The organism is Ferrovibrio sp. (assembly GCF_046297595.1).
Classification (GTDB): Bacteria; Pseudomonadota; Alphaproteobacteria; order Ferrovibrionales; family Ferrovibrionaceae; genus Ferrovibrio.
Genome location: NZ_JBKBHT010000004.1, coordinates 184,569 through 209,643, shown reverse-complemented (window position 1 = coordinate 209,643; position 25,075 = coordinate 184,569). Strand labels below are relative to the sequence as shown.

General features: G+C 63.1%; 24 protein-coding genes and 2 pseudogenes. 18 read left to right on the top strand and 8 right to left on the bottom strand.

Features of this window, described 5'->3' with window-relative positions:
- Window positions 1-44: 44 nt before the first annotated feature.
- The 4 genes and pseudogenes from ACK4FJ_RS13005 to hutG form a co-directional block, all read right to left on the bottom strand.
- Window positions 45-1,088: a PstS family phosphate ABC transporter substrate-binding protein gene (locus ACK4FJ_RS13005; protein WP_409767114.1), complete on the bottom strand. Its 1,044-nt coding sequence runs from the start codon at window positions 1,086-1,088 to the stop codon at window positions 45-47.
- Window positions 1,089-1,283: 195 nt separating this feature from the next.
- A pseudogene (locus tag ACK4FJ_RS13000) lies at window positions 1,284-2,018 on the bottom strand (sensor histidine kinase); the annotation flags it as partial.
- Window positions 1,995-2,387 (bottom strand): annotated as a pseudogene (locus ACK4FJ_RS12995) (PAS domain-containing protein); the annotation flags it as partial. The pseudogenes ACK4FJ_RS13000 and ACK4FJ_RS12995, both read right to left, overlap by 24 nt.
- A 338-nt stretch (window positions 2,388-2,725) precedes the next feature.
- Entirely contained in the window at window positions 2,726-3,538 is an 813-nt protein-coding gene (gene hutG / locus ACK4FJ_RS12990) for an N-formylglutamate deformylase (RefSeq protein ID WP_409767113.1), read from the bottom strand.
- A gap of 205 nt (window positions 3,539-3,743) precedes the next feature.
- On the opposite strand from hutG, the gene ACK4FJ_RS12985 reads away from it, so the two are divergent.
- On the top strand, window positions 3,744-4,397 hold the full coding sequence (locus ACK4FJ_RS12985) for a TerC family protein (protein ID WP_409767112.1): 654 nt from the start codon (window positions 3,744-3,746) through the stop codon (window positions 4,395-4,397).
- A gap of 2 nt (window positions 4,398-4,399) precedes the next feature.
- Here ACK4FJ_RS12985 and ACK4FJ_RS12980 read toward each other — a convergent pair whose 3' ends face one another.
- Window positions 4,400-5,314 carry an alpha/beta hydrolase gene (locus ACK4FJ_RS12980; protein WP_409767111.1) on the bottom strand — a complete coding sequence of 305 codons (915 nt, stop codon included), beginning with the start codon at window positions 5,312-5,314 and terminating at the stop codon, window positions 4,400-4,402.
- Window positions 5,315-5,428: 114 nt separating this feature from the next.
- On the opposite strand from ACK4FJ_RS12980, the gene ACK4FJ_RS12975 reads away from it, so the two are divergent.
- The 11 genes from ACK4FJ_RS12975 to ACK4FJ_RS12925 all read left to right on the top strand — a co-directional run bounded on the left by ACK4FJ_RS12975 (window position 5,429) and on the right by ACK4FJ_RS12925 (window position 14,512).
- Window positions 5,429-5,773, top strand: coding sequence for a transcriptional regulator (locus tag ACK4FJ_RS12975; protein WP_409767110.1), 345 nt, complete (start codon window positions 5,429-5,431; stop codon window positions 5,771-5,773).
- Between the two features lie 119 nt (window positions 5,774-5,892).
- On the top strand, window positions 5,893-6,381 hold the full coding sequence (gene soxX, locus ACK4FJ_RS12970; protein WP_409767109.1) for a sulfur oxidation c-type cytochrome SoxX: 489 nt from the start codon (window positions 5,893-5,895) through the stop codon (window positions 6,379-6,381).
- A gap of 31 nt (window positions 6,382-6,412) precedes the next feature.
- Window positions 6,413-6,889, top strand: a complete 477-nt coding sequence (soxY, locus tag ACK4FJ_RS12965; RefSeq protein WP_409767108.1) for a thiosulfate oxidation carrier protein SoxY — start codon at window positions 6,413-6,415, stop codon at window positions 6,887-6,889.
- A gap of 43 nt (window positions 6,890-6,932) precedes the next feature.
- Complete coding sequence (gene soxZ, locus ACK4FJ_RS12960; RefSeq protein WP_409767107.1) at window positions 6,933-7,262, top strand: thiosulfate oxidation carrier complex protein SoxZ; 330 nt, start codon at window positions 6,933-6,935, stop codon at window positions 7,260-7,262.
- 10 nt (window positions 7,263-7,272) lie between these two features.
- A complete protein-coding gene (gene soxA / locus ACK4FJ_RS12955) occupies window positions 7,273-8,139 on the top strand; it encodes a sulfur oxidation c-type cytochrome SoxA (protein ID WP_409767106.1) in 867 nt (288 codons plus the stop codon).
- Window positions 8,140-8,236: 97 nt separating this feature from the next.
- Window positions 8,237-9,946, top strand: a complete 1,710-nt coding sequence (gene soxB, locus ACK4FJ_RS12950; protein ID WP_409767105.1) for a thiosulfohydrolase SoxB — start codon at window positions 8,237-8,239, stop codon at window positions 9,944-9,946.
- A 25-nt stretch (window positions 9,947-9,971) separates the two neighbouring features.
- Window positions 9,972-11,249 (top strand): sulfite dehydrogenase, encoded by a 1,278-nt coding sequence (gene soxC, locus ACK4FJ_RS12945; protein ID WP_409767104.1) that lies wholly within the window; start codon window positions 9,972-9,974, stop codon window positions 11,247-11,249.
- Window positions 11,233-11,892, top strand: a complete 660-nt coding sequence (locus ACK4FJ_RS12940) for a c-type cytochrome (protein ID WP_409767103.1) — start codon at window positions 11,233-11,235, stop codon at window positions 11,890-11,892. Before soxC ends, ACK4FJ_RS12940 begins: the two co-directional genes overlap by 17 nt.
- Before the next feature lie 2 nt (window positions 11,893-11,894).
- Window positions 11,895-12,353 carry a DsrE family protein gene (locus ACK4FJ_RS12935; RefSeq protein ID WP_409767101.1) on the top strand — a complete coding sequence of 153 codons (459 nt, stop codon included), beginning with the start codon at window positions 11,895-11,897 and terminating at the stop codon, window positions 12,351-12,353.
- 14 nt (window positions 12,354-12,367) lie between these two features.
- Complete coding sequence (locus ACK4FJ_RS12930; protein WP_409767100.1) at window positions 12,368-12,964, top strand: SoxW family protein; 597 nt, start codon at window positions 12,368-12,370, stop codon at window positions 12,962-12,964.
- A 9-nt stretch (window positions 12,965-12,973) separates the two neighbouring features.
- Window positions 12,974-14,512, top strand: coding sequence for a fused MFS/spermidine synthase (locus ACK4FJ_RS12925; RefSeq protein ID WP_409767099.1), 1,539 nt, complete (start codon window positions 12,974-12,976; stop codon window positions 14,510-14,512).
- A gap of 5 nt (window positions 14,513-14,517) precedes the next feature.
- On the opposite strand, the gene ACK4FJ_RS12920 is transcribed toward ACK4FJ_RS12925, so the two are convergent.
- Window positions 14,518-15,510, bottom strand: coding sequence for a PleD family two-component system response regulator (locus ACK4FJ_RS12920; RefSeq protein WP_409767098.1), 993 nt, complete (start codon window positions 15,508-15,510; stop codon window positions 14,518-14,520).
- Between the two features lie 44 nt (window positions 15,511-15,554).
- On the bottom strand, window positions 15,555-18,083 hold the full coding sequence (gene hrpB, locus ACK4FJ_RS12915; RefSeq protein ID WP_409767097.1) for an ATP-dependent helicase HrpB: 2,529 nt from the start codon (window positions 18,081-18,083) through the stop codon (window positions 15,555-15,557).
- Window positions 18,084-18,146: 63 nt separating this feature from the next.
- Between hrpB and ACK4FJ_RS12910 the strand changes: the two genes are divergently transcribed.
- The 6 genes from ACK4FJ_RS12910 to ACK4FJ_RS12885 all read left to right on the top strand — a co-directional run bounded on the left by ACK4FJ_RS12910 (window position 18,147) and on the right by ACK4FJ_RS12885 (window position 23,920).
- Window positions 18,147-19,076 carry a DMT family transporter gene (locus tag ACK4FJ_RS12910; RefSeq protein ID WP_409767095.1) on the top strand — a complete coding sequence of 310 codons (930 nt, stop codon included), beginning with the start codon at window positions 18,147-18,149 and terminating at the stop codon, window positions 19,074-19,076.
- A 145-nt stretch (window positions 19,077-19,221) separates the two neighbouring features.
- The gene (locus tag ACK4FJ_RS12905; protein ID WP_409767094.1) at window positions 19,222-19,977 is read left to right on the top strand and encodes an ABC transporter ATP-binding protein; all 756 of its coding nucleotides are present in this window, start codon (window positions 19,222-19,224) and stop codon (window positions 19,975-19,977) included.
- Window positions 19,970-20,692, top strand: a complete 723-nt coding sequence (locus ACK4FJ_RS12900; RefSeq protein ID WP_409767093.1) for an ABC transporter ATP-binding protein — start codon at window positions 19,970-19,972, stop codon at window positions 20,690-20,692. Before ACK4FJ_RS12905 ends, ACK4FJ_RS12900 begins: the two co-directional genes overlap by 8 nt.
- A 21-nt stretch (window positions 20,693-20,713) precedes the next feature.
- Complete coding sequence (locus ACK4FJ_RS12895; RefSeq protein WP_409767092.1) at window positions 20,714-21,925, top strand: ABC transporter substrate-binding protein; 1,212 nt, start codon at window positions 20,714-20,716, stop codon at window positions 21,923-21,925.
- A 146-nt stretch (window positions 21,926-22,071) separates the two neighbouring features.
- The gene (locus tag ACK4FJ_RS12890) at window positions 22,072-22,953 is read left to right on the top strand and encodes a branched-chain amino acid ABC transporter permease (protein WP_409767091.1); all 882 of its coding nucleotides are present in this window, start codon (window positions 22,072-22,074) and stop codon (window positions 22,951-22,953) included.
- A 10-nt stretch (window positions 22,954-22,963) separates the two neighbouring features.
- Window positions 22,964-23,920 (top strand): branched-chain amino acid ABC transporter permease, encoded by a 957-nt coding sequence (locus tag ACK4FJ_RS12885; RefSeq protein WP_409767090.1) that lies wholly within the window; start codon window positions 22,964-22,966, stop codon window positions 23,918-23,920.
- 17 nt (window positions 23,921-23,937) lie between these two features.
- Here ACK4FJ_RS12885 and rfbB read toward each other — a convergent pair whose 3' ends face one another.
- Window positions 23,938-24,996 (bottom strand): dTDP-glucose 4,6-dehydratase, encoded by a 1,059-nt coding sequence (rfbB, locus tag ACK4FJ_RS12880; protein ID WP_409767089.1) that lies wholly within the window; start codon window positions 24,994-24,996, stop codon window positions 23,938-23,940.
- Between the last annotated feature and the right edge of the window lie 79 nt (window positions 24,997-25,075).

Genomic DNA, 25,075 nt, shown 5'->3' with positions numbered 1-25,075 from the left:
AAAGAGGTGCCGACGGCCGGGCTGGCCGGCCGCCGGCGATTGGCTTACATGGCCAGGTTGGTGAGGCTCAGCACCTGCGAGCGGACCTTTTCCATTTCCGCCTTCGGCATGGCAACCAGGCCCTTCTTCTCAAGGTAGCCGCCCTGCGCCATGGCACGGTCGCTGGTGTATTCGGCCAGGAACTCCTTGATGCCCGGAACGACGCCGATATGGGCCTTCTTGGCATAGACGAAGAGCGGACGCGACACCGGATACTTGCCGCTCGAGATGGTGTCGAAATCCGGCTCGACGCCGTCGACCTTGGCACCCATCAGCTTGTCGGCGTTCTCTTCCAGGAAGGAATAGCCGAACACGCCCATCACGCCGGTCTGACCCGAGGCCAGACGCTGCACGATCAGGTTGTCGTTCTCGCCGGCCTCGATGAAGGCGCCATCCTCGCGGATCTTGGCGCAGGCGGCGCCCATGGCCTTCTTGTCGGTGATCGCCTTGATCTCCGGGAAGGCCTTGCAGCCGTGATCCATAACCAGTTCGACGAAGCTGTCACGGGTGCCCGAGGTCGGGGGCGGGCCCATCACTTCGATCTTCCAGTCCGGCAGGCTGGCGTTGATCTGCTTCCAGGTCTTGTAGGGATTCGGTACCAGCTTGCCGCCCTGCGGCACCTGGGCGGCCAGGGCCAGCCAGATTTCCTCACGCTTCAAGTTCACCGGGGTGGAACCCTTCTTCAGCGCGATGGCGATGCCGTCGAAGCCAACCTTCATCTCGACGATTTCCTTCACGCCGTTGGCGGCGCAGGTGTCGAACTCGGCCTTGGTCATGGCGCGCGAGGCGTTGGTCAGGTCGGGATGCTGGGTGCCGACGCCGCCGCAGAACAGCTTCATGCCGCCGCCCGTGCCGGTGCTTTCCACGATCGGCGCCTTGAAGCTGCCCGTCTGGGAGAAACGTTCGGCAACGGTGGTGGTGAACGGATAGACCGTCGAGGAGCCGACGATACGGATCTGGTCGCGGGCCTGCTGGGCAGCGGCCGGTTCGGCGAGCGCCAGCGACGCCATCGCCGCCAGACCCGCAAGGAGAAGAGCTTTCTTGGTCACGGTTTCCCTCTCGTGTTTGCCAAGGGCGCCAACAGCGCCCGGGATCAACCGGCAGGGACGAAGGGGGTCATCAATCGGGACGCCCCGCCCACCTCGTCCGGTCGGCGGAAGACCTATGCCGACCGGGTGACATGGTTATTGCATTTGTGTTGCAATCATATGACAGCGCTAGACCGCGCTAGCGCTTGTCGGGTTCTAAATACGAACAAATGGCAGCCTTATAGCGAACTTGCTGCCTTTGCCCTGCTCGGATTCAATGACAAGCCGCCCCCGGTGGCGATTGATGATGTGCTTCACGATCGCCAGGCCCAGACCGGTGCCGCCCAGGTCGCGGCTGCGGGCCGAGTCGACCCGATAGAATCGTTCGGTCAGCCGCGGCAGGTGCTCGCGCGGAATGCCCTCGCCATGGTCGCGCACCCCCACTTCCAGCCACTCGCCGTCCATCGGCAGCAGGGTGACCTCGACGGCAGTTTCCGGCCGGCCGTATTTGATCGCGTTGTCGATCAGGTTCTGGAAAACCTGCATCAGTTCGTCGCGCGCACCGCGCACCGGCGGCAGGCTTTCATCCAGATCGAGCCGGATCGGCATGTTCTTGGCCTTGGCCTGCGGCTCCAGCGCGGCGGCGACATCGCGCAGCAGCGGCGCCAGCGCGATGCTCTCCGACGGGCGGTCATGTTCGCGCATCTCGATCTGCGACAGCGACAGCAGGTCCTGGATCAGCCGCGACATGCGCGCGGCCTGGTCGCGCATGATGCCGAGGAAGCGGATGCGCGCCGCCTCGTCGTCACGGGCCGGGCCCAGCAGTGTTTCGATGAAACCGACCAGCGAGGCGAGCGGCGTGCGCAGTTCATGGCTGGCATTGGCCACGAAATCAGCGCGCATCTTCTCGGCCTTGCGCAGCGCAGTCAGGTCATGCAGCGCCAGCACCGCGGCCGAGCCCTCGCGGCTGGCGGGCAGGGCCACCACGCGCAGGCTGAAACTGCGGCCATCGGGCACCGGCAGGGTCAGGTCGGCCGAGGCCATGCCCGTCTCGCCGCGCAGGACGGTATCGGCGGCATCCAGCACGGCCGGATGCCGCATGGCCACCGCCAGATCGTTGCCGATGATATCGTTGCCGAAGAATTTGCGGGCGGCGAAATTGGCACGGGCGATGTTACGGCCACCATCCAGCAACAGCACCGGATCGGGCAGCGCATTAAGAATGGCATCCGAGGTGGTGCTGTGCAGCGCCACCTGCCCCTGCTCGTCCAGCAGGGTCTGGCGCAGCCGCTCCACCGTAGCACCGAGTTCGCCGATCATGGTGAGCGCGTCCCATTCGCCGCTCTTGCGCGGTTCGCCACCAAGGATCTCGTCGGTGCGACGCAACACACGCCAGGCGGCACGCGTATGCCAGCCAGCGAACAATGCCGAGACAGCCAGCAGAGCGGCGGCCATCAGCCAGGCCGAGGCGTCGGTCAGCGCACCGCCCACCCAGGCAAGGAACACGATGGCCGCCTGGGGCAGGCCCAGCATAAGGAAAAGCGCCAGCCAGCGGGTGGCAGGGAAGCGGCCCCCGTTGCCTTTGGAGGCAGATGGAGGAGTATTTCGGCCTGCATTCGGTGGCTCGCTCATGATCCGCCTTTCACCGCCATGGCCGTTCAGCGATGGTCAGCCGGCCGCCACTGCGACAGGTTCTCCACCAACCGCCGCAGCACGGCGACCAGCGGCGCGGCGCGGGCAGGATCCCAATGGTCAAGCCGCGCCTCGTCCATGTAGCAATCGCGCGCGATCTCCAGCTGCAGGGCATGCAGACCTTCGGCCGGACGACCGTAATGGCGGGTGATGAACCCGCCCTTGAACCTGCCGTTATGCACATGGCTGAAGCCCTCGGCCGCGCTGAGTATAGCATAGGCCCGGGCAGCAAGGTCGGGATCGCAGCTGGCGCCGTCATTGGTGCCGAGATTGAGATCGGGCAGCCGGCCGGCGAAGAAGCGCGGCACCTCGGCGGCGATGCTGTGGCCATCCAAGAGGATGGCATAACCATGGCGGGCACGGATGGACTGCAATTCGGCTTCGAGTCGCTGGTGATAGGGATGCCAGTAGGCAACGGCACGAGCCGCCACTTCCGCCGCGTCGGGCTCGGCGCCCTCGCGGTAGAGCGGCGCGCCGTCAAAGCCACGGGTCGGGCAGAGTTCGGTATTGTCGGCGCCGGGATACAGTGCGCGGCCCTGTGGGTCGCGGTTGAGATCGACCACATAGCGCGAATGGGTCGCCACCATCAGGCCGGCACCCAGTTCGGCGGCAAAGCCATAGAGCTTCTCGACATGCCAGTCGGTATCGGCCAGACCCAAGGCAGAGTCGGTCAGGCGGCCGGACAGGCCGGGGCTCAGGCCCAGACCGGCATGAGGCACATCGATCAGCAGCGACGTGCGGCCGGGAACAAGAGTGAACAGCGCGACGTTATCGGTCATGTCTGCAGTCTGGCGAATGCGGGTCGACATAGGTAACAAAGCACACCGCCCGCGCCAAGCCGCGCTGCCTGCCGACATCTATATTTCACGGGCAAGCACCGGAAACAGGGGCGGCATTTGAGCGTTTAGGCGCTTTACCCTAAAGTGCGGCAGCTTTCCGCCTCCCAGGCCTACAAATCGAGTCGCACAAAACCAAGGCAGTCCGATGGACATTACCCTGCTCGGCTACACGATCACCGCATCCCATATCAGCGCATTCCTGCAGGTGATCATGATCGACGTCATCCTGTCGGGTGACAATGCCATCGTTATCGGCCTGGCCGTTGCCGGCCTGCCGCCGCAGCAACGCAACAAGATCATCGTCTATGGCATCCTGGCCGCTACGGTGCTGCGCATACTGTTTGCCGGCATCGCGGTACAATTGCTGCAGATCATCGGCCTGACGCTCGCTGGCGGCATCCTGCTATTGTGGGTGGCCTGGAAGATGTGGCGCGAATTGCGTGCGCAGGCCAAAGGCGAAGGCGGCCATGATGGCGATACCGGCAAACCGGCGCCCAAGTCCCAGCGCGAGGCGGTTACACAGATCATCATTGCCGACCTCTCAATGTCGTTGGACAATGTTCTGGCCGTGGCCGGCGCCGCCCGCGAGCATCCCTATATCCTCGGCTTCGGCCTTGTGTTGTCGATCGCGTTGATGGCGGTGGCGTCGAAATTTATCGCCCGCCTGCTCGACCGCTATCACTGGATCGCCTATATCGGCCTGCTCATCATCGGTTATGTCGCCTTGCGCATGATCTGGGACGGTGGATACCAGGTGATCGATGCGACCGGGCTGGAGGCCATGATAAACGGCAATTAGCCTTACTCGGCCCAGAACTTGGCAATCGCATCGGCGAGATCCTCGCCGTAGAGATCCTGGAAAAAATGATCCGCACCATCCACCGTGATGGTGCGGATTTTTTCTGCCCCCGAAACCGCCCGCAGTTTCTGCGGCAGATCCTTCACCACCTCGTCGCCGCCGGCAATCGCCAGCAATACCGGGCGGCGGATACGCGGCAGCAAGCTGGGTGCATCGTTGCGGCCGTCGCCGTTGTGGTAATCAAGGAAAGTTGCCGTCGCGACGCTGGTTTTCTGACAGTACATGAAATCGGTACCGGTCAGCAGCTCATCGCCCTTCCCTGCCGCCTGCAACGCTTCCGCCTTTGCGATCACGGCGTTGAAGTCGCCGCCAAAGCGCGCCTTGTACTCCGCCGGCGCCGCGGCGCGGTCGAAGGTGGTGGGCGCCACCAGCACGATCTTCTGCAAGGCCGGCGGCAGGGCCTCGCCTTTCTGCGCCGCGTAATACGCCACCTGCGCGCCGCCCCGCGAATGGCCCAGCAGGCCGATCCTGCCTGCGCCCGCCTTGCCGGCCCAGTCGATCCAGGCTGCGATTTCGGCAATGGCCTGCGTATTGCTGTGACGATGGGGTACTGCGCAATCATACATGCCCTTGCGATCCGAGACGCCGAGCGACAACGTCACAGCGACGGTGGATAACCCGCGTTCGGCCAGCGTTTCCTGCAGGGACTGCATGATCTCCATGCGATTATGCGCCAGCGTACCGTGCACCAGGACCATGATGCCGTCCCGCGGCGCCTTGCCGGCAGCCAGCTTCAGTTCGCCATCGAGACCACGCCCTTCATGGACCAGACGCACCGGCTCGGCCTGTACTGCGGTGAAACCAACGAGCGGCAGAATCACGGCCAGACTGAATGCAAGACTGTGACGAAGCGACATCTGTTTCTCTCCCCTTTGGCCGGCCCGGCTATTGATCGCATGCGGAGCCTGAAATAACGTCAGAGTATGATATTTATCCGCGTTACACAATTCATTTGTGTTATTATGATTGCCTTGGCCGCCGCCGCCTCGCCGCGTGCCCAGACCATGGAACTGATCATGTTCGAGCGCGCGGATTGCGCCTGGTGCCGGGCCTGGCACCGGGACATCGGCCCCGGTTACGACAAATCCGCGGAAGGCCACCTTGCCCCTCTACGCCGGGTCGACCTGGATGGACCCTGGCCGGCCGATCTGCCGAGGCTTGGAATCCGCTACACACCAACCTTCGTGCTGATGCTGTGTGGGCACGAGTCGGGCCGACTCATTGGGTATCCCGGCGCTGATTTCTTCTATCCCAAGGTAGAGGCCCTTTTGGTGGAATCGCAGAAAGAGGGAAAATCGCCGGGAAACTGCGGTTAAATTTACCGCCACGGAATACCACTTGCCATGTGTGAAAAGAGTTTGCTATGGACACAACAACACGCAGCTCAGAAGCTGACCTGACCGGCCAAAGACCGGCAGAGACATTGGGAGGAACAATGCGCCACACGCGCCTTGCCGATATTCGCCTTTCTGCCGGCATCATCGCCGGGTCAGCAATCATGCTGCTGGCCGCGCCCGCTCCGGCCCAGGACATCCGCGACGCCAACCTGACCCCCTATACGGTCAAGGATTACGCCATTGAAAAATCCCTGACCGGCAAGCCGGGCGATCCTGCCAAGGGTCGGCAATTGGCCATCACCAGTGGCCAGGGCAATTGCGTGATCTGCCACAAACTGCCCATTCCCGAAGTTGCCTTCCGCATCGGCAATGTCGGTCCCGACCTGACTGAGGTGGGCGGCCGGCTGACGGCTGCCGAAATCCGCATGCGCATCGTGAATCCCAAACTGCTGAATGAAGAGACGATCATGCCGGCCTATTACCGCGTGACCGGGCTCAACCGCGTGGACAAGAAAGCCCAGGGCAAACCGATGCTGACCGCCGAGCAGGTGGAAGACCTGGTCGCCTATCTCTCCGCCCTCAAGTAACGCCCCCGGATCTGGAACAGGAGTATCCGATATGACTGCATCCTCTGAAGCCCTGCCCCGTCGCGGCCTGAGCCGTCGCCAGGCCGTCACCGCATTGGGCGCGGGCACCGTGGCGATCACGCTCGTGCCCCTGAGCGCCGAAGCGACGCCGGAAAGCGCCAAGAAATTGCTGGGCGAGCTGGTCAAGGCCGCGCCGAAAGCCGGCAAGGTGCAGATCAAGACCCAGGAAATCGCCGAGAACGGCAACACCGTTCCGGTCACCATCGCGGTGGACAGCCCGATGACCGACAAGGACTACGTGAAGGAAATCCACGTGGTTTCCGACAAGAACCCCCAGCCGGGTGTCGCCAGCTTCATGCTGACCCCGGCCAACGGCAAGGCGGAAGTGCAGTTCCGCATGCGCATGGCAGAAACGCAGAATGTGATCGCCGTCGCCCTGATGAGCGACGGCAGCGCCTGGACCGCGGCCCGCGAGGTCAAGGTCACCATCGGCGGCTGCGGCGGCTGAAGCAGCGGCATCCAGGCACACAGACACAGGAAAGGATCGAACCATGGCCGCAGACATCAAGCCGCGCATCCGCGTCCCGCAGACGGCGAAAAAGGATGAAGTGATCGAGATCAAGACCCTGATCTCGCATCCGATGGAATCGGGACAGCGCAAGGACTCGCAGGGCAAGATCATCCCGCGCAAGATCATCAACAAGATGACCGTCGCCTATAACGGCAAGCAGATTTTCGAGGCCAAGCTGGAGCCCGCAATTTCGGCGAACCCGTATCTGTCGTTCTTCGTGAAATGCACTACGAGCGGCAACCTGGATTTCGCCTGGACCGACGATGACGGCAGCGTCTACAAGGCGACGCAAGCCATCACCGTGTCCTGAGGTGGCGCAGATGCCCCGCCTGCGCCGCTCCCTGCTCACCGCTGCCGCCTCGCTGCTCCTGGTCGGTGGCCTGTCTGCCTGCGACGGCGACAAGTCGAAATCAGCTGCCACCGCCGATAGTGGCGATCCGCTGGCCCAATATCGCGCCAATCCGAAATACAAGGATTTCATGGTTGGCGAAAAAATGTCGGGTTATGTCTTCGCCTCGCCGGAAACCCAGGCGATGCAGGATGACGAGTTCGAGAACCCGGGCATGCTGGCCGTGCAGGATGGCGAAGCAGAATGGAGCAAGGTGGAAGGCGCCGCCGGCAAGTCCTGCGCCTCCTGCCACCAGGATGCGGCGAAAAGCATGAAGGGCGTCGCCGTAGCCTATCCGAAATTCGAACCCAAGCGCGGCAAGCTGGCCAACATCGAACACCGTATCAATCTCTGCCGCACCGAGAACATGAAGGCGCCGGAACTGAAGTGGGAGTCCAAGCCCCTGCTCGGCCTGACCGCCTATGTCGAATACCAGTCGCGTGGCATGCCAATCAACGTGAAGGTGGACGGTCCTGCCGCCCCCTTCTTCGAGGAAGGCAAGAAGTTCTACTATACACGCCGGGGCCAGATGGATATCGCCTGCGCCCAGTGCCACGAGAACAATGCCGGCATGAATATCGGCGTGGAGAACCTGAGCCAGGGCCAGTCGAACGGCTATCCGACCTATCGCCTGAAATGGCAGTCTTTCGGTTCGCTGCATCGCCGCTTCGAAGGCTGCAACCAGGAAGTCAGGGCCGAGCCTTATCCGCGCGGTTCCGACGAGTACACGAATCTTGAACTCTACGTCGCCTGGCGCGGCAACGGGCTGAAGTCCGAAGCGCCGAGCGTTCGCCGCTGAACCACGGCCACTCCGTTTTTTGGAGTGGCCGTTTGCGTATTTTGTACATAAAAAAACTGCTGAAAATGCAGGGATTTAAACAGGAAACGAGCGCCCCATGCTGAGTCGTCGCGATATTCTCCAGGCCTCCGCTGCCGCTGCCGTCCTGCTTGGCGGCGGAGTTCGGATGGGTGCCGCCGCAGCTACGCAGAAGATTACCCAGGCCGAACTGCTGCGGTTCCAGCCGCTGGGCCAGGTCACGCTACTGCATTTTACCGACATCCACGCCCAGATCGTGCCGCTGCATTTCCGCGAACCCAGCGTCAATATCGGCGTCGGTGAGGCGCTTGGCCTGCCGCCGCACCTGGTGGGCCAGCACCTGCTGAAGCAATACGGCATCAAGGCCGGTACGCCGGAAGCCCATGCGCTCGCCTATCCCGATTTCGTGCAGCTGGCGAAAGACTACGGCAAGCTGGGCGGCATGGCGCATCTGGCCACGCTGGTGAAGGCGATCCGCGCCGAACGACCGAACAATACGCTGCTGCTGGATGGCGGCGACACCTGGCAGGGCAGCTATACCTCGCTGGCGACCAAGGGCGCCGACATGGTGAAAGTGATGGAGGCCCTGGGCGTCGATGCCATGACGGCGCACTGGGAATTCACCTACGGTGCCGAACGGGTGAAGGAACTGGCCGAGGGAATGAAAATCCCGTTCCTGTGCGGGAATGTGAAGGACAACAGTTTCGGCGACGCCGTATTCGACGCGATCAAGATGTTCGAGCGCGGCGGCATCAAGATTGCCGTGATCGGCCAGGCCTTCCCCTACACGCCGATCGCCAATCCGCGTTACATGATCCCGGAATGGTCGTTCGGTATCGAAGAAGAGAAAGTGCAGGAGCATGTGGAGACCGCGCGCGCCCAGGGCGCCGATCTCGTCGTGCTGCTGAGCCATAACGGCTTCGACGTCGACCGCAAGCTGGCCGCCCGCGTGAAGGGGATCGACGTCATCCTCACCGGCCATACCCATGATGCCATTCCGGCACCGGTGAAGGTGGGCAACACGCTGCTGATCGCGCCGGGCAGCCACGGCAAGTTTCTGGCCCGCCTTGACCTGCAGGTGAAGGATAAACGCATCACGGATTACCGTTTCCGTCTGATCCCGGTGTTCTCGGATGTCATCACGCCCGATCCGACGATGGCGAAACTGGTGGACGATATCCGCGCGCCGCACAAGGCGGTGCTCGACAAGGTGCATGGCCGCGCCGACTCGCTGCTGTATCGTCGCGGCAACTTCAACGGCACCTTCGACGACCTGATCTGCCAGGCGATGCTGGCCGAGCGCGATGCGGAAATCGCGCTCTCACCCGGTTTCCGCTGGGGCGCGACGCTGCTGCCCGGTCAGGACATCACCGGCGACATCCTCTATTCGCAGACCGCGATCACCTACCCCAACGTCTATCGCAACCAGATGACCGGCGAATTCATCAAGACCGTGCTGGAGGATGTGGCCGACAACCTGTTCAACCCCGATCCCTATTACCAGCAGGGCGGCGACATGGTGCGCGTCGGCGGCATGGCCTACACCATCGACGTGGCCAAGCCGATCGGCCAGCGTATCTCGAACATGACCCTGCTGCGCACCGGCCAGCCGATCGATCCCGCCAAATCCTACACCGTGGCTGGCTGGGCTTCGATCAACGAGGGTACCGAAGGTCCGCCGATCTATGATCTAGTCGGCAAATATCTCGCCACGCAAAAGACGGTGAAGATCGAAGAAAACCGCAGCGTGAAAGTCGTCGGCGCCGACCAGCGTGGCATCGCTGGCTGAACCGACCCCGGAGGAGGAAACGATAATGACCGAGACGAAAGACAAGCCTTCGAGACGCAGCTTCCTGAAGAAATCCGCGGCCGCCGGCGGTTTGACCCTGCTGGCTGGGGCTGGCGTGGGCGAGGCGATGGCCGCCGGCGACGACAACCTGCCGCCGAACGTGCCGGAATGGATGAAGACCCTGGGTTCGGGCGTTACCGCCAATCCCTATGGTTCACCCTCGCCGTTTGAAAAGAATGTGATCCGCCGCAATGTCGGCTGGCTGACGGCGACGGAAGAATCCTCGATCAACTTCACGCCAATCCATGAACTGGATGGCATCATCACGCCCAGCGGCCTGTGCTTCGAGCGCCACCATGGCGGTGTGCCGGAAATCGATCCGGAGCAGCATCGCCTGATGATCCATGGCCTGGTCGACCGGCCGCTGATCTTCACCATGGACGAGCTGATGCGGTTCCCGTCCGTCAGCCGCATCCACTTCCTGGAATGCCCGGCCAATGGCGGCATGGAGTGGAAGGGTGCGCAGATGGCCGGCGTTCAGTTCAGCCACGGCATGGTGCATTGCTGCGAATGGACGGGGGTGAAGCTCTCCACCCTGCTGGCCGAGGTGGGTGTGCAGAAGGCGGCTAAATGGCTGCTGGCCGAAGGCGCCGACGCCTCGGCCATGACCCGCAGCATCCCGCTCGACAAGGCGATGGACGACATCATCGTGGCCTATTCGCAGAACGGCGAGCGCATCCGGCCGGAAAACGGCTATCCGCTGCGGCTGCTGGTGCCGGGTTGGGAAGGCAACGTCAATATCAAATGGCTGCGTCGCATCAAGGTAGGCGACCAGCCCTGGCATCATCGCGAGGAAACCTCGAAATACACCGACCTGATGCCGGACGGCAAAGCGCGGCAGTTCACCTTCGTGCAGGAAGCCAATTCGGTGATCACCTCACCCTGCCCGGAAAAGCCGATGAAGTTCGGTAAGGGCTTCTACGAAATCCGCGGCATCGCCTGGTCGGGTTACGGCAAGATCAAGAAGGTGGATATCAGCATCGATGGCGGCATCAACTGGAGGACCGCCGAGCTGCAGTCGCCGGTTTTCTCCAAGAGCCTGACGCGCTTCCGGCTGCCGCTGCAATGGGATGGGCGACCGATGCTGCTGCAAAGCCGCGCCACCGATGAAAGCGGCTATGTACAGCCGACCATCGAGGCCCTGCGCAAGGTGCGTGGCCTGAACTCGATCTATCACAAGAATTCGATCCATACCTGGCGCGTGCTGCCGACCGGCGAGGTGCAGAATGTCCAAGTCGCTTAAGCTGGTCTCCTTCGCCCTGATCTGCGGGCTCGCCTTCCCCGTCCTGGCCCAGGACAAGGCGCCGGCCAAACCCTTCGGCTTCGGCAAACCTGCCACGAAGGAACAGATTGCCGGCTGGGATATCGACGTGCGCGGACCCGACGGCGCCAACCTGCCGCCCGGCAAGGGCGGCGTGGCTGCCGGCGAGGAGCTGTATATGGCGCAATGCGCCGCATGCCACGGTGAATTCGGCGAGGGAGCCGGGCGCTATCCTGAGCTGATCGGCGGCAAGGGCACGCTGACATCGGAAGACCCGCGCAAGACCATCGACAGCTATTGGCCGCATGGCCCCGGACTGTTCGATTATATCCGCCGCGCCATGCCGTTTGGCGCACCGCAGAGCTTGTCGCCGGATGAAGTCTATTCCATCGTGGCCTGGCTGCTGAACCAGGCCGACCTGTGGCCCGCCGATAAGGAACTCGATGCGGCCGGCCTGCGCCAGGTGAAACTGCCCAACCGTGACGGCTTCATCGCCGGCGGCGATCCGAGACCAGACGTGAAGCCAGATACATGCATGACCAACTGCCGCAAGGACCCGCCGAAGATCACCAGCGACCTGGCCGCGCGTCTGGGCGTGACGCCGACGCAGAAAACAGGCGACTGAGCATGCGCCGAGCGGTGCGGCGGCGCAGCCTGCTGCTGGCGGCGCTGGCCCTGCTGCCGGGTGCAGCTTTGGCGCAGGCACAGAAGTTCGCCGATCCACAGCCCAGCATCGACAATCCACGCAAGATCGTCATCAGCCTGGCGGAGGACGATCCGAAACGGATCAATGCCGTGATCAGCAACATCGTCAATATCCAGAAATATTACGATGCCAGCCAGGTGAAGCTGGCCGTGGTCGCCTATGGACCCGGCCTGGTTGCCGTGCTGAAAGGCCAGAGCCCGGCGGCACCGCGCATTGCCGCCCTGCAGGACCTGGAGGTCGAATTCCTCGCCTGCGGAGCTACATTGGATACCATGAAAAAGACCGAAGCCGACCTGCTGCCCGATGTGACGGTGGTGCCCAATGGCCTGCCCGAAATCGTTGAGCGCAGCCTGCGCGGCTGGATCCATCTGCGCCCGTGACCCGGAGGCCCGCCATGCTGTCGCGCCGCACCCTGCTCCGCTCAACCATAGCTGCCGGCATCCTTATGCCCGCTCTGGCGCGCGCGGCCAGACTGAACGACGACGGCCTGCATGTGCAGGATTGGTGGCTGGAGAGCTTCCTCGACCTGAAGCAGGATATCGAGGACGCCGCCGCCAAGGGCAAACGCGTTGTGCTGAGCTTTGAGCAGCGCGGTTGCATCTATTGCGCCGAGATGCACGAAAAGCACCTGGCCAGTCCGGTGATCAGCGGTTACATCCGCAAACATTTCGAGATGATCCAGGTCAACCTGTTCGGTGGCCGCGAGATCACCGATCTGGACGGCAAGGCCTTGCCCGAGAAGGACATGGCCCGTAAATGGGCGGTGACCACCGCGCCCACGCTGTTTTTCCTGCCGCCCGCGCCGGGCAGCACCTCGGTGAAGGATGCGGCTTCAGCCCGCATGCGCGGCCTGCTGCCGCCGCCGGCCTTTCTGGCCATGTTCCGCTTCGTGGCCGAGAAGGCCTATGAGAAGGGCGAATTTCCGGCTTACGCACGCCAGCATGAAGCCGAGCTGGCCAAGGCCATCGCCGCGGGCACGCCGATCAACTAGACTGACAGCGTGACCCTGACGCGACAGGCCGCCTACGGCCTTACCTTATTCCTGACTTCCGCCGCCGCCCTGGTCGTCGAGATCGTGGCCGGGCGCATGCTCGCGCCTTATGTCGGCATGTCCCTGTATACCTGGACCGCCGTGATCGCCGTGGTGCTGGCCGGCCTGTCGGTCGGCCACTGGATCGGCGGCCGGCTGGCGGCGCCGCAGGTGGCGCACCAGACCGCCCTGCGCGGCATTGCGCTGGCCCTGCTGCTCTCGGGCCTGACCGCCGGCGGCGCGGCGCCGCTGCTGAAAGGCCTAGCCGCGCTGCTGGGCGGGAATACTTCGCCATTGCTGCTCATCACCCTGCTCGCCGGCGGTGTCTTCCTGTTGCCCAGCCTGTTCGTCGGCATCGTTTCGCCGGTGTTGACCAAACTGGCCATCGACGATGCCCCAGACCGCCAGGGCCCAATCATCGGCCGCATGTTCGCCCTTGGCGCGGCGGGCAGCATCCTGGGTACACTCAGCGCGGGTTATCTGTTCATTTCCTGGATCGGGTCGACCGGCACATTGCTGGCCGTGGCGGCGCTGTATCTGGTCTTTGCCATCCTGTTCTGGGTTGGCACGAAGACCAAGATCGCCCTGCCCCTTGCCGCGCTGGTTCTCGCCGGCGGTTTCGGCTTGGCACAGATGCCCGGCTTCGCCGCGCCATGCGAACGGGAAAGCGATTACTACTGCATCCGCATAGTCGATTTCGCCCCCCAGAGCGGCCGCGCCTCTGCCGCCATGGTGCTGGACCATCTGGCTCACAGCATCAACGACCGTGACGATCCCGGCCTGCTCTACAGCCCCTATCTGCATTTCGTGGCGTTGCGTACCGAACGACTGCTGCAGGGCCGCGCGCCGAAGGCCTATTTCATTGGTGGCGGCGCCTTCACTTTGCCACGCGCCTGGGCCGCACGCTTTCCTGAGGCGAAACTGACGGTGGCCGAGATCGATCCGGCCGTCACAGCCATGGCCGCCAAAGCGATGTGGCTCGATCCGGCTGCGCCAGCATTGGATATCCGCCACGCCGACGCGCGCCGCACGCTGGACATTCTTCCAGAGCAGCAGCGTTTCGACCTGATCCTGGGCGACGCTTTCCACGATTACGCGATTCCGCCCCATCTGGTGACGCGTGAATTCCACCAGTTGCTGCTGCGCCGCCTGGCGCCCGGCGGTGCCTACGCGATCAACGTGATCGACCAGAGCGAGAGCCCGCGGTTCACCTTCGCGCTGGTAAAAACCATGCAGCGCGATTTTCCCGCTGTGGAGGTCTGGCTGGACGACGAAAGCCGCCGACGCGGCGGGCGCGTGACTTTCGTGGTGCTGGGTCTGCTGGAACCGAGCGAAGCCGCAACGCTGCGTGCATCCGAGCCATTCCGCCGCACCTGGCTGCGCTGGCCGCAAGACGATCTCGATGCCCGCATCGCAGCGGCCGATGTACCGGTCCTGACCGACGATTTCGCGCCGGTCGACCGGCTGATGGCAGGGTTCGTGCTGCGCCCGGACGAAATGCTGCGCTGAGCGGCCTAGGCCGGAATCTGGCCGGCACTCTGCGCCGCCTTGCGAGCGCGGAAGCGATCGATCGCTTCGGCCACCTCGCCGGCCAAAGCCGATGCATCGCGGTCGGGGTTGAAAAAGGCCAGCACGGCCTCGCCCAGCGTTTTCAGCAGGTCCAACTGCTTCTGCCAATCCGGACCATAGACAAAGCTGACGCCCTGCTCGGCGATCTGTCGGGCCGCCTGCAGCAGACGGTCGCAAATCTGGCCCACATGGGCAAATTCTGTATTGGCCACGCGGCGCTGGATGTCTTCGGTTGAACTGATCAGATCGCTCAGCATGGCCAGCGTACCGTCATCCGGCGACAGGCCGGATTGATAGACCGGAACGATCTGCTCGGCGACGAAGGCAATGCGGAAAGCCGAGGCGCGCAGGCGCTGGCGGTTGATCTCCTCGTTCGCCACCATGATCTCGTGCCGCAGGCTGTGCGGATCAATCGTCTCGCCGGTCAGTTTTGCCCGCATCGGATTGGGCACATGGATGTGCTGAACCGAACCGCCACCGCGCGCATCGCTGCGGCGGCGATCGGGCCCGATATAGTCCGACGTCACCACAAAGGGCTTGCGGTTCAGACCGACGGCTTCCACGCGGTCCAACAGGGCCCGCGTGGAAAGCGGCTTGACCAGCAGGTCATCAGCGCCGGCATCGATGATCCGGCGCACCAGAGACTGAGGCGGCTCCCATACGGTGAGGATCACCGGCAGGTAGGGGTTCACGCCCAATTGACCGTGACGCAGTTCGCTGGTCAGGGTAATCGCATCCCCGCCTGGCATCTCGGCTGCCATGAAAACCAGATCCGGCTGCGCCACGTGCAGAAGATCGGAGAAACCTTCCAGGCTTTCGAATTCACGAAGATGCGTATAGCCGGCACTCATCAGGGCCTGACGGTACAGCCGGCGCGTACCCAGAGCGGGATCGCCATATAAAATCCGCACTTCAGCGCGCCGCTCAGCAGGTATCATGTGGCGATCCTACGAAGCCTTCGCGCCTGCAACAAGAGTCAGGCTTAGGATTTGGGTCGCGGTTTGGCCCGGGTGGTCGGCTGGGCCGCAAGCGGATTTTCTGGCCAATCGTGCTTGGGATACTGGCCACGCATTTCTGCCCGCACAGCGCGATAACTCGTCTGCCAGAAACCCGCCAGATCGCTGGTGACCTGCAGCGGTCGACGCGCTGGCGACAACAGGTGTAGCACCAGCCTCATATGCCCGCCGGCAATCGCCGGAGTATCGGCATAACCGAACATTTCTTGCAGCCGCACGGCCAGCACCGGCACATCGCCATGGGTGTAGTCCAGCGGGATGTTCGAACCCGATGGCACATGCCAGTGCGTGGGGGCTTCCGCATCCAGAATCTTCTGCTGCGCATAATCCAGTTGATGCGTCAGCGCCGCATGCAGGTCGATGCCTTCAAGCTGCGAGAATTTTGTCACGCCATCGAGATGAGGACCCAGCCATTGCCCAAGACGATCCAGCAATGCGGCATCGCTCATATCCGGCCACTCCGCCGCAGCAGGCAGGTGGCGGCGCAACATGGCAACGCGGGCCTGCCATTGCCGCAGCGCCGGCGTCCATGGCAGCACATCGAGGCCGGATTTGCGAATGGCCTGCAGCAATGCCTCGCGGATAGCATCCTGCGGTGGTTCCTTCAGCGGCTGTTCGCGCAGGACCAGCGCACCAAGTCGTTTCTGACGGCGCGCCGCGACGGCCTGGCTGCGTTCGTCCCATTCCACGGTATCGATGCTTTCGATCAGATCGCCGAACAATTCTTCCAGATCGGTTTCGGCAATCGGCGCCGCCAGGAAAACCCGCGCATCCGCCTGGGCGCCATCCACTTCCGCCACCGCCAAATAAGATTCAGTACTCAAGGGATCGATCGGATCGAGTTTTGCGCCGCGCCCGCCGCTGAGCAGAAAACTGCCGGCCGCGCCGCGTTTTTTCGCGATACGGTCGGGGTAGGCCAGCGCCACCAACCGGCCGGCATCCTCCACCAGTCCTGCATGCGGCGGCACGCCGATCTGCCGCCGCCAGTCGGACGCCAGCAGCCGGATCTGCCGAACAGCATTCATATCCACCCGCAGCCCGTGAGGCGCGGTGTTGCGCTCGCTCTTGCCGGCTACGATTTCCAGGCGCCAGCGCAGATCGGTATCGCGCGGTGCGCCTTTCGGAACCCGCGCGATGTCGCGTTCGCCCAGCAGGGCCGCCAGTGCACAGGCCAGACCGCCCAGTTCCAGATCCCTGCCGCGGATCACCATATGCGCCAGACGCGGATGCAGCGGCAATTCGGCCATCGCCCTGCCGTGCGGAGTGATCAGGCCGGTCTTGTCGATGGCACCCAGTTCGCGCAGCAGCTCCTGCGCATAAGCCATCGCCGCATCCGGTGGTGGATCGAGCCAGGGCAAGGTTTTCGCATCGCGCACGCCCCAGGCCGCCAGGTCGAGCGCCAGCGGGGTAAGGTCGGTGACCGCGATTTCAGGTGCCGTGAATTTCGCCAACCCGCCATGGGCGGCTTCGGCCCAAAGACGATAGCAGACGCCCGGCCCCAGGCGGCCGGCGCGGCCGCGCCGCTGATCGGCGGAGGCCTGGCTGACGCGCAGCGTTTCAAGTTTTGCCATGCCGGTGGCAGGCGAGAAACGCGGCTGGCGCATGTAACCGCTGTCGATCACCACCCGCACGCCTTGAATGGTGAGTGAGCTTTCGGCAATCGAGGTAGAGAGCACCACCTTGCGTCGGCCGGACGGACTGGGCCGCAGGGCGGCATCCTGTTCCTCGCCGGCCAGATCGCCATAGAGCGGCATCACCGTGGTCTGAGTCGGCAGCCGAGACTCGGCCAGAAGGGCTTCCACCCGTCGGATTTCGGCGATGCCGGGCAGGAAGACCAGAATGTCGCCCTCGGTTTCATCCAGCGCAGTACACACGGCATCGGCCACGGCAGGCTCGATCCGCCCCTGCGGCGCCATGGGCAGCCAGCGAGTCTGGACCGGATAGCTCTGGCCTTCCCCCGTCACCACCGGACAATCGCCCATCAACCGGGCAAAGGGCGCGGCGTCCAGCGTGGCCGACATGGCAATCAACTTCAGGTCGGGCCGTAAAGCGCCCTGGGATTCCAGGCACAGGGCCAGCGCCACATCGGATTCCAGTCCACGTTCGTGACATTCGTCGAACAGGACTGCGGCGATGCCCTTGAGTTCCGGATCGCGTTGCAGCCGCCGCAGGAAAACGCCATCGGTATTCAGTTCAAGACGCGTCCCAGGCCCCACCTTACTGTCGAGCCGGACGCGGTAACCGACCGTCTCGCCTACGCCTTCGCCCAGCAGGCTGGCCATGCGCCGCGCCGCCAGCCTGGCCGCCAGCCGGCGCGGTTCGAGCACGATGATGCGGCCGTCCTTTGCCCAGGGTTCGTCCAGCAGGGCAAGCGGCAACAGCGTCGTCTTGCCCGATCCCGGCGGCGCCTGCACCACAAGGTTCGCTGATTGGTTCAGGGCCTCGGTGACAGCTGGCAGTACGGCCTGGATCGGCAGCGCATGGGTGAGTTGCAATTTTTGCAATGTTCGCGAGTCCGGCAACCTGAAATGTTAACGCTTTAGAGCCACTCCAGAGCAATGTCAGAAATCCCACTTCCCGCCGCCGCCTCCAGTTCCTCGACGCTCCTGAAAGCGATGGCGATGATGGTGGGGTCCACCCTCTGCTTCGTCGTCATGCATGCCTTGGTCGCCAAGGTGTCGCAAGGGCTGCCCCCGGTGGAAGTGGCCTTTTTCCGCAACCTTTTCGGCTTTCTGGTGCTGTTCCCGGCCATCGCGCGCAGCCGCTTCACGGCCTTCCGCACCACCAAGCTGCATCTGCATGCCGTGCGCGGCGTGCTGAACAGCACCTCGATGATGATGTTCTTCACGGCGCTGGCCATCACGCCGCTGGCCGAGGCCACCGCGCTGTCCTATACGGCGCCGCTGTTCATGACCATCGGCGCCGTTTTCATTCTGGGGGAGACGCTGCATGCCCGGCGCATCACGGCCCTGGTGATCGGGTTCATCGGCGCGCTGATCGTGCTGCGACCGGGTTTCGTACCAATCGGGCTTGGTCCGCTGCTGGTGCTAGCCTCGACGGTGCTGTGGGCCGGCTCGATGATCGACATCAAGATTCTGGCCCGCACCGATTCAAGCCTCACCATCGCGACCTACATGACGGTGTTCCTGATGCCGATCACCCTGGTGGCGGCGCTGTTCGTCTGGCAGTGGCCGACCTGGGAACAGCTCGGATGGCTGCTGCTGCTGGGCGCCTGCGGTTCGGCCGGGCACATGCTGTTCACCGAATCCTTCCGTCATGCCGACACCACCGTGCTGATGCCTCTCGATTTCACCAAGCTGATCTGGGCCTCGGCAATCGGCTTCCTGATCTTTGGCCAGGTTCCCGATATGTGGACCTGGCTGGGTGGCACCGTCATCTTTGCGAGTGCCACTTATATATCCTATCGCGAGCATCAATTGGCCCGTCGCAAGGCGCGGGACGCGGCGGAAGGCGGATCGCCGGGCTAAATGCCGCGAAGATGGGCATTAACTTCGTTAACCGCCGCTCAAAATGTTGTCAGCGCAGGGCTATTTACAAGTCCGGCCGAATCCCGTTTGATTTGCACCGCGTTCGGAATACCGACGCCAGGGAGCAAACAACACACGTCCGGATATGGCCGAAGAATATATTCTCGCGACTGAAGGCCTGACGAAGGAGTTTGCCGGCTTCATCGCCGTCAAAGACGTCAATCTCAAAATCCGCAGGCATAGCATTCATGCGCTGATCGGCCCCAATGGCGCCGGCAAGACGACATGTTTCAACCTGCTGACCAAGTTCCTGACCCCCAGCCGGGGCAGGATCACCTATAACGGTCGCGACATCACCAGCCACAAGCCGGCCGATATCGCCCGCAGCGGCATGGTGCGTTCGTTCCAGATCTCGGCGGTATTCCCGCACCTCAGCCTGCTGGAGAATGTGCGGGTCGCGCTGCAACGGCCGCTGGGCACCTCGTTCCATTTCTGGAAGGCGGAAGACAGCCTGAATGCGCTGAATGCCCGCGCCGAAGAACTGCTGGAAGCCGTCGGCCTGATCGAATACCGCAAACATACCGCCGTCGAACTGCCCTATGGCCGCAAACGCGCGCTCGAAATCGCCACCACCCTGGCGCTGGAGCCCGAAATGATGCTGCTGGACGAGCCGATGGCCGGTATGGGGCATGAAGATATCGAGAAGATTTCCGACCTGATCAAGCGCGTGGCGGCCAACCGCACCGTGCTGATGGTGGAGCATAACCTGAGCGTGGTTGCCAAACTGTCCGACACGATCACGGTGCTGCGCCGCGGAGAAGTGCTGGCGGAAGGAAATTACGAGACCGTGTCGCGCAACCCGGAAGTGATCGAAGCGTATATGGGGACCGGCCATGCATAACGGCGGCAATACGAGCGGCACGGAACTGGCGGTCCGCGACCTGAATGCCTGGTATGGCGAAAGCCATATCCTGCATGGCATGCAGTTCGAAGTGCAGAAGGGCGAAGTCGTCACTTTGCTGGGCCGCAACGGCGCCGGCAAGACCACGACGATGAAGGCCCTGATGGGCATGATCGCCAACCGCAAGGGTTCGGTGCTGTTCGAGGGTGAGGAACTGATCCACCTGCCCTCCAACAAGATCGCCAAGCGTGGCCTGGCCTTCTGCCCGGAAGAGCGCGGGATTTTCTCAAGTCTGAACGTCTATGAGAACCTGACCCTGCCGCCGGCCGTGCGGCCGGGCGGCATGAGCCTGGACGAGATCTATCAGATATTCCCCAATCTGAAGGAACGCCTGAAAAGCCAGGGCACCAAGCTGTCGGGTGGCGAGCAGCAGATGCTTGCCATCGGCCGCATCCTGCGCACGGGCGCGAATTTCCTGCTGCTGGACGAACCGACCGAAGGCCTCGCACCCGTGATCGTGCAGCAGATCGGCGCCATGATCCGGCTGCTGAAATCCAAAGGCTATACCGTGTTGCTGGTGGAGCAGAATTTCCGCTTCGCCAGTACCGTTGCCGACCGCCACTACGTGGTCGAGCACGGCAAGGTGATCGACATGATTGCGAACGATCAGATCGCCGCCAATACCCAGAAACTCGAGTCCTATCTCGGGGTATAAGTTCAACCAGGAGGAAGCACCATGCGATTCAAGCATTTGTTTGTGACGACGGCCGCCGTGCTGGCAGCCGGGGCGGCCAATGCCCAGATGTCCGACGGCGTGATCAAGATCGGCGTGATGAACGACCAGTCGGGTCTGTATGCCGACGTGTCGGGCCCGGGCGGCACCTGGGCGGCCAAGAAGGCGGTCGAGGATTACGGCGCCGCCGCCAAGGGCCTGAAGGTGGAAGTGGTTTTCGCCGACCACCAGAACAAGCCCGATATCGGCTCCAACATCGCCCGTCAGTGGTACGATGTCGACAAGGTTGACGTGATCGTCGACGTGCCGACCTCGTCGGTAGCGCTGGCGATCAATCAGATCACCAAGGAAAAGAACAAGGTGTTCCTCGGTTCCGGTCCCGCGACCGCCGATCTGACCGGCCCGGCCTGCTCGCCCAACACCGTGCACTGGACCTACGACACCTGGGCGCTGGCCAACGGCACCGGCAAGGCGATCGTGCAGACCGGCGGCAAGAGCTGGTTCTTCCTGACCGCCGATTATGCCTTCGGTCATGCGCTGGAGCGCGACACCAAGGCGGTGGTCGAATCGAACGGCGGCAAGGTGCTCGGCGCTGTCCGCACGCCTTTCCCGGGTACCGATTTCTCGTCCTTCCTGCTGCAGGCGCAGGCTTCGAAGGCGCAGATCATCGGCCTGGCCAATGCCGGCGGCGATACCATCAACTCGATCAAGCAGGCATCTGAGTTCGGCATCGTCGAAGGCGGCCAGAAGTTGGCCGGCATGCTGATGTTCATCACCGACGTGCATGCGCTGGGCCTCAAGACCGCCCAGGGCCTGAACTTCACCACTGCCTGGTACTGGGATGCCAACGACAACAACCGCGCCTTCGCCAAGGACTTTGCCGCGGCCAATGGCGGGAAGTATCCGACCATGGTTCAGGCCGGCATCTACTCGGCGGTGACCCATTACCTGAAGGCTGTCGAAGCGCTGAAGAGCGATGCCGACGGCGTCAAGGTGGTGGAAAAGATGAAGTCGATGCCGAGCGAGGATAAGCTGTTCGGCAAGGGCACCATCCGCCAGGATGGCCGCCACATGCACGACATGTACCTCGTCGAGGTGAAGAAGCCGGGCGAGTCCAAGAAGCCCTGGGATTACCTGACCGTGAAGAAGACCATTCCGGCCAACGAAGCCTTCCGCCCGCTGGCCGACGGCAAGTGCCCGCTGGTCAAGAGCTGAGCGTAAACCGCAACCCGGAGCCGCCCCAGGGCGGCTCCGGCGAGCGGCCCGCAGCCTTGCAGTTTGCGGCCGATGGGGCCGTAAACTCAAAGACTGCCGGATACGGCGAATTTAAAGAGATTGCGTAAAGAGGGGGCATTCCAGCGATGTTCGAGCTGCTTGGCATAGCGCCGCAGGCCTTGTTCGGCCAGCTGCTGCTTGGTCTGATCAACGGCGCGTTCTACGCCATGCTCAGTCTGGGCCTGGCCGTGATTTTCGGCCTGCTCAACGTCATCAATTTCACCCATGGCGCCCAGTACATGATGGGCGCCTTCTGCGCCTGGATGCTGCTGAACTGGGCCGGCATTCCGTATTGGGGTGCCTTGATCATCGCCCCCATCATCATCGGCGCCTTCGGCATCGTGCTGGAGAAGGTGTTCCTGAAACGGCTGTATCATCTGGACCATCTCTACGGCCTGCTGCTCACCTTCGGCCTTGCCCTCATCATCGAGGGCATCTTCCGCAAGCAGTTCGGCTCGTCCGGCCTGCCATACACTAATCCGATCCCCGGCGGCACGCGGCTCGATTTCATGTTCCTGCCCTGGTATCGCGGCTGGGTCGTGGTCGCCTCGCTGGTGATCTGCCTCGGCACCTGGTTCCTGATCGAGCGCACTAAGCTGGGCTCCTACCTGCGCGCCGCGGTCGAACGGCCCGACCTGGTGCAGGCCTTTGGCATCAATGTACCGCGCATGATCACGCTCACCTATGGTTTCGGCGTTGGCCTTGCCGCGCTGGCCGGCGTGCTGGCCGCGCCGATTTACAGCGTGAACCCCCTGATGGGTTCCAATCTCATCATCATCGTCTTCGCCGTGGTGGTGATCGGCGGCATGGGTTCGATTCTGGGCGCCATCATCACCGGCTTTGGTCTGGGCATCATCGAGGGCCTTACAAAAGTGTTCTATCCAGAAGCCTCCAACACCGTCATCTTCATCATCATGGCCATTGTGCTGATGCTGAAGCCGGCCGGCCTGTTCGGCACGCCGAAGTGAGGGCTGGATCATGAGCATGATGACCCCCGGCGTCACCAAGAACCGCGACCTGTTGGTTTTTGCCGTACTGATCGTTATCGCCGCCATTGCCCCGGCGGTGGTTTATCCCGTCTTCCTGATGAAGGTGCTGTGCTTCGCGCTGTTTGCGCTCGCCTTCAACCTGCTCATCGGCTATGTCGGCCTGCTGTCCTTCGGCCACGCCATGTTCTTCGGCGGCGCTGCCTATATCAGCGGTTATGTCGTGAAGGCCTGGGGCTGGTCGCCCGAACTGGGCATCCTGGCCGGCACCGCCTCCGCCGCCCTGCTGGGACTGGTAACCGGCAGCTTGGCGATCCGCCGTCAGGGCATCTACTTTGCCATGGTGACGCTGGCGCTCTCGCAGATGGTGTTTTTCTTCTGCGTCCAAGCCCCCTTCACCGGCGGCGAGGATGGCATCCAGGCGATCCCGCGCCGGCCGCTGTTCGGCGTGTTCGATATCAAGGACGATCTCAGCTTCTTCTATCTGGTACTCGTCGTCTTCGCTTTCGGTTTCCTGGTGATCTGGCGCGCCATTCATTCACCCTTCGGCCAGGTCCTGAAGGCAATCCGCGAGAACGAGCCGCGTGCCATATCGCTGGGCTACCGGGTGGACCAGTACAAGCTGCTGGCCTTCGTGCTGTCGGCTTCGCTGGCCGGCATGGCGGGCGCCACCAAGGCTTTGGTGTTCCAACTCGCCTCACTCACCGACGTCACCTGGCAGATGTCGGGCGAAGTGGTGCTGATGACCCTGGTGGGCGGCATGGGCACGGTATTCGGCCCCATCGTCGGCGCCGGCGTGATCATCACCATGCAGAACTACCTCGCCGGCTTCGGCGAATGGGTGCTGGTGATCCAGGGCGCCATCTTCGTGGTGGTGGTGATGGCCTTCCGCAAAGGCATCGTCGGCGAAATCCAGGCCTGGTGGCAGCGGCGTAACCGCCAGGCCTGAGGAGTGGCAGGGCCGGCTCAGCCGGCCTTGCTGCCCAGCCCTATCCGCCCTCGGTCATAAGCCTGGGTTGCCCGCCGGCACCAGGTCGAATTGTCAAGGTACCACTGCACGGTCGCCTTCAGGCCAGCTGCCAGATCGTATTGCGGACGCCAGCCCAGTTCCCGCTCGGCTTTTGACGGGTCGATAGCATAGCGGGCATCGTGGCCCGGTCGATCGGTAACGAAGGTGATCAGTTCGGCATACTTGCTGCCGCCCTGGCGTGGCACCAGATCGTCGAGGATGGCGCAGAGGCGGTGTACCAGATCGATGTTGCGCTGCTCCCCGCGTGCGCCGACCAGATAGGTCTCGCCGGCCTGGCCCTTCTCGACAGCCAGTTGCAAGGCAGCAGCATGGTCTTCGACATGAATCCAGTCGCGCACTTGCTCACCCCGGCCATAGATCGGCAGGGCCTTGCCTTCCAGGGCATTCAGGACGGTGAGCGGGATCAGTTTTTCCGGAAACTGATACGGCCCGTAATTGTTGCCGCAATTGGTGACCAGTACCGGCAGGTCATAGGTGCGACCGAAGGCGCGGGCCAGATGGTCGGCGGACGCCTTGCTGGCCGCGTAGGGTGAATTGGGCTTGTAGGGGCTGTTTTCGTCGAACAGGCCGCTGGCGCCCAGTTCGCCATACACCTCGTCGGTCGAGACCTGCAGATGGCGGAACTGGCCCCGCGCCGTGGCATCGAGACCGCGCCAGTGATCCAGTGCCGCCTCGAGCAGGACGAGGCTGCCAGTCACGTTCGTTTCGATGAATGGCGCCGGGCTGTCGATGGAACGGTCGACATGGCTCTCGGCCGCCAGATGGTAGACCGCCACCGGCCGGGTCTCGGCATAAATCCGCTTGATCGACGCCCGGTCGCAGATATCCACCTGCTCGAAACGGTGCAAATCCGGATTCGGCAGAGCGGCGATATTGTCCGGGTTGCCGGCATAGGTCAGCTTGTCGATGGTAACGACGCGGCGCTTCTGCGCATTCAGCCGGCGGACCAGGGCGGAGCCGATGAAACCGGCGCCGCCGGTAACGATGACTGTCATGGATTGGGTCTCCCTAGGCCCTGTATAGCGGGGCCCTGTATAACCGACCCCCGGATGCCCCGGAAGGTCCGGGCTGCCG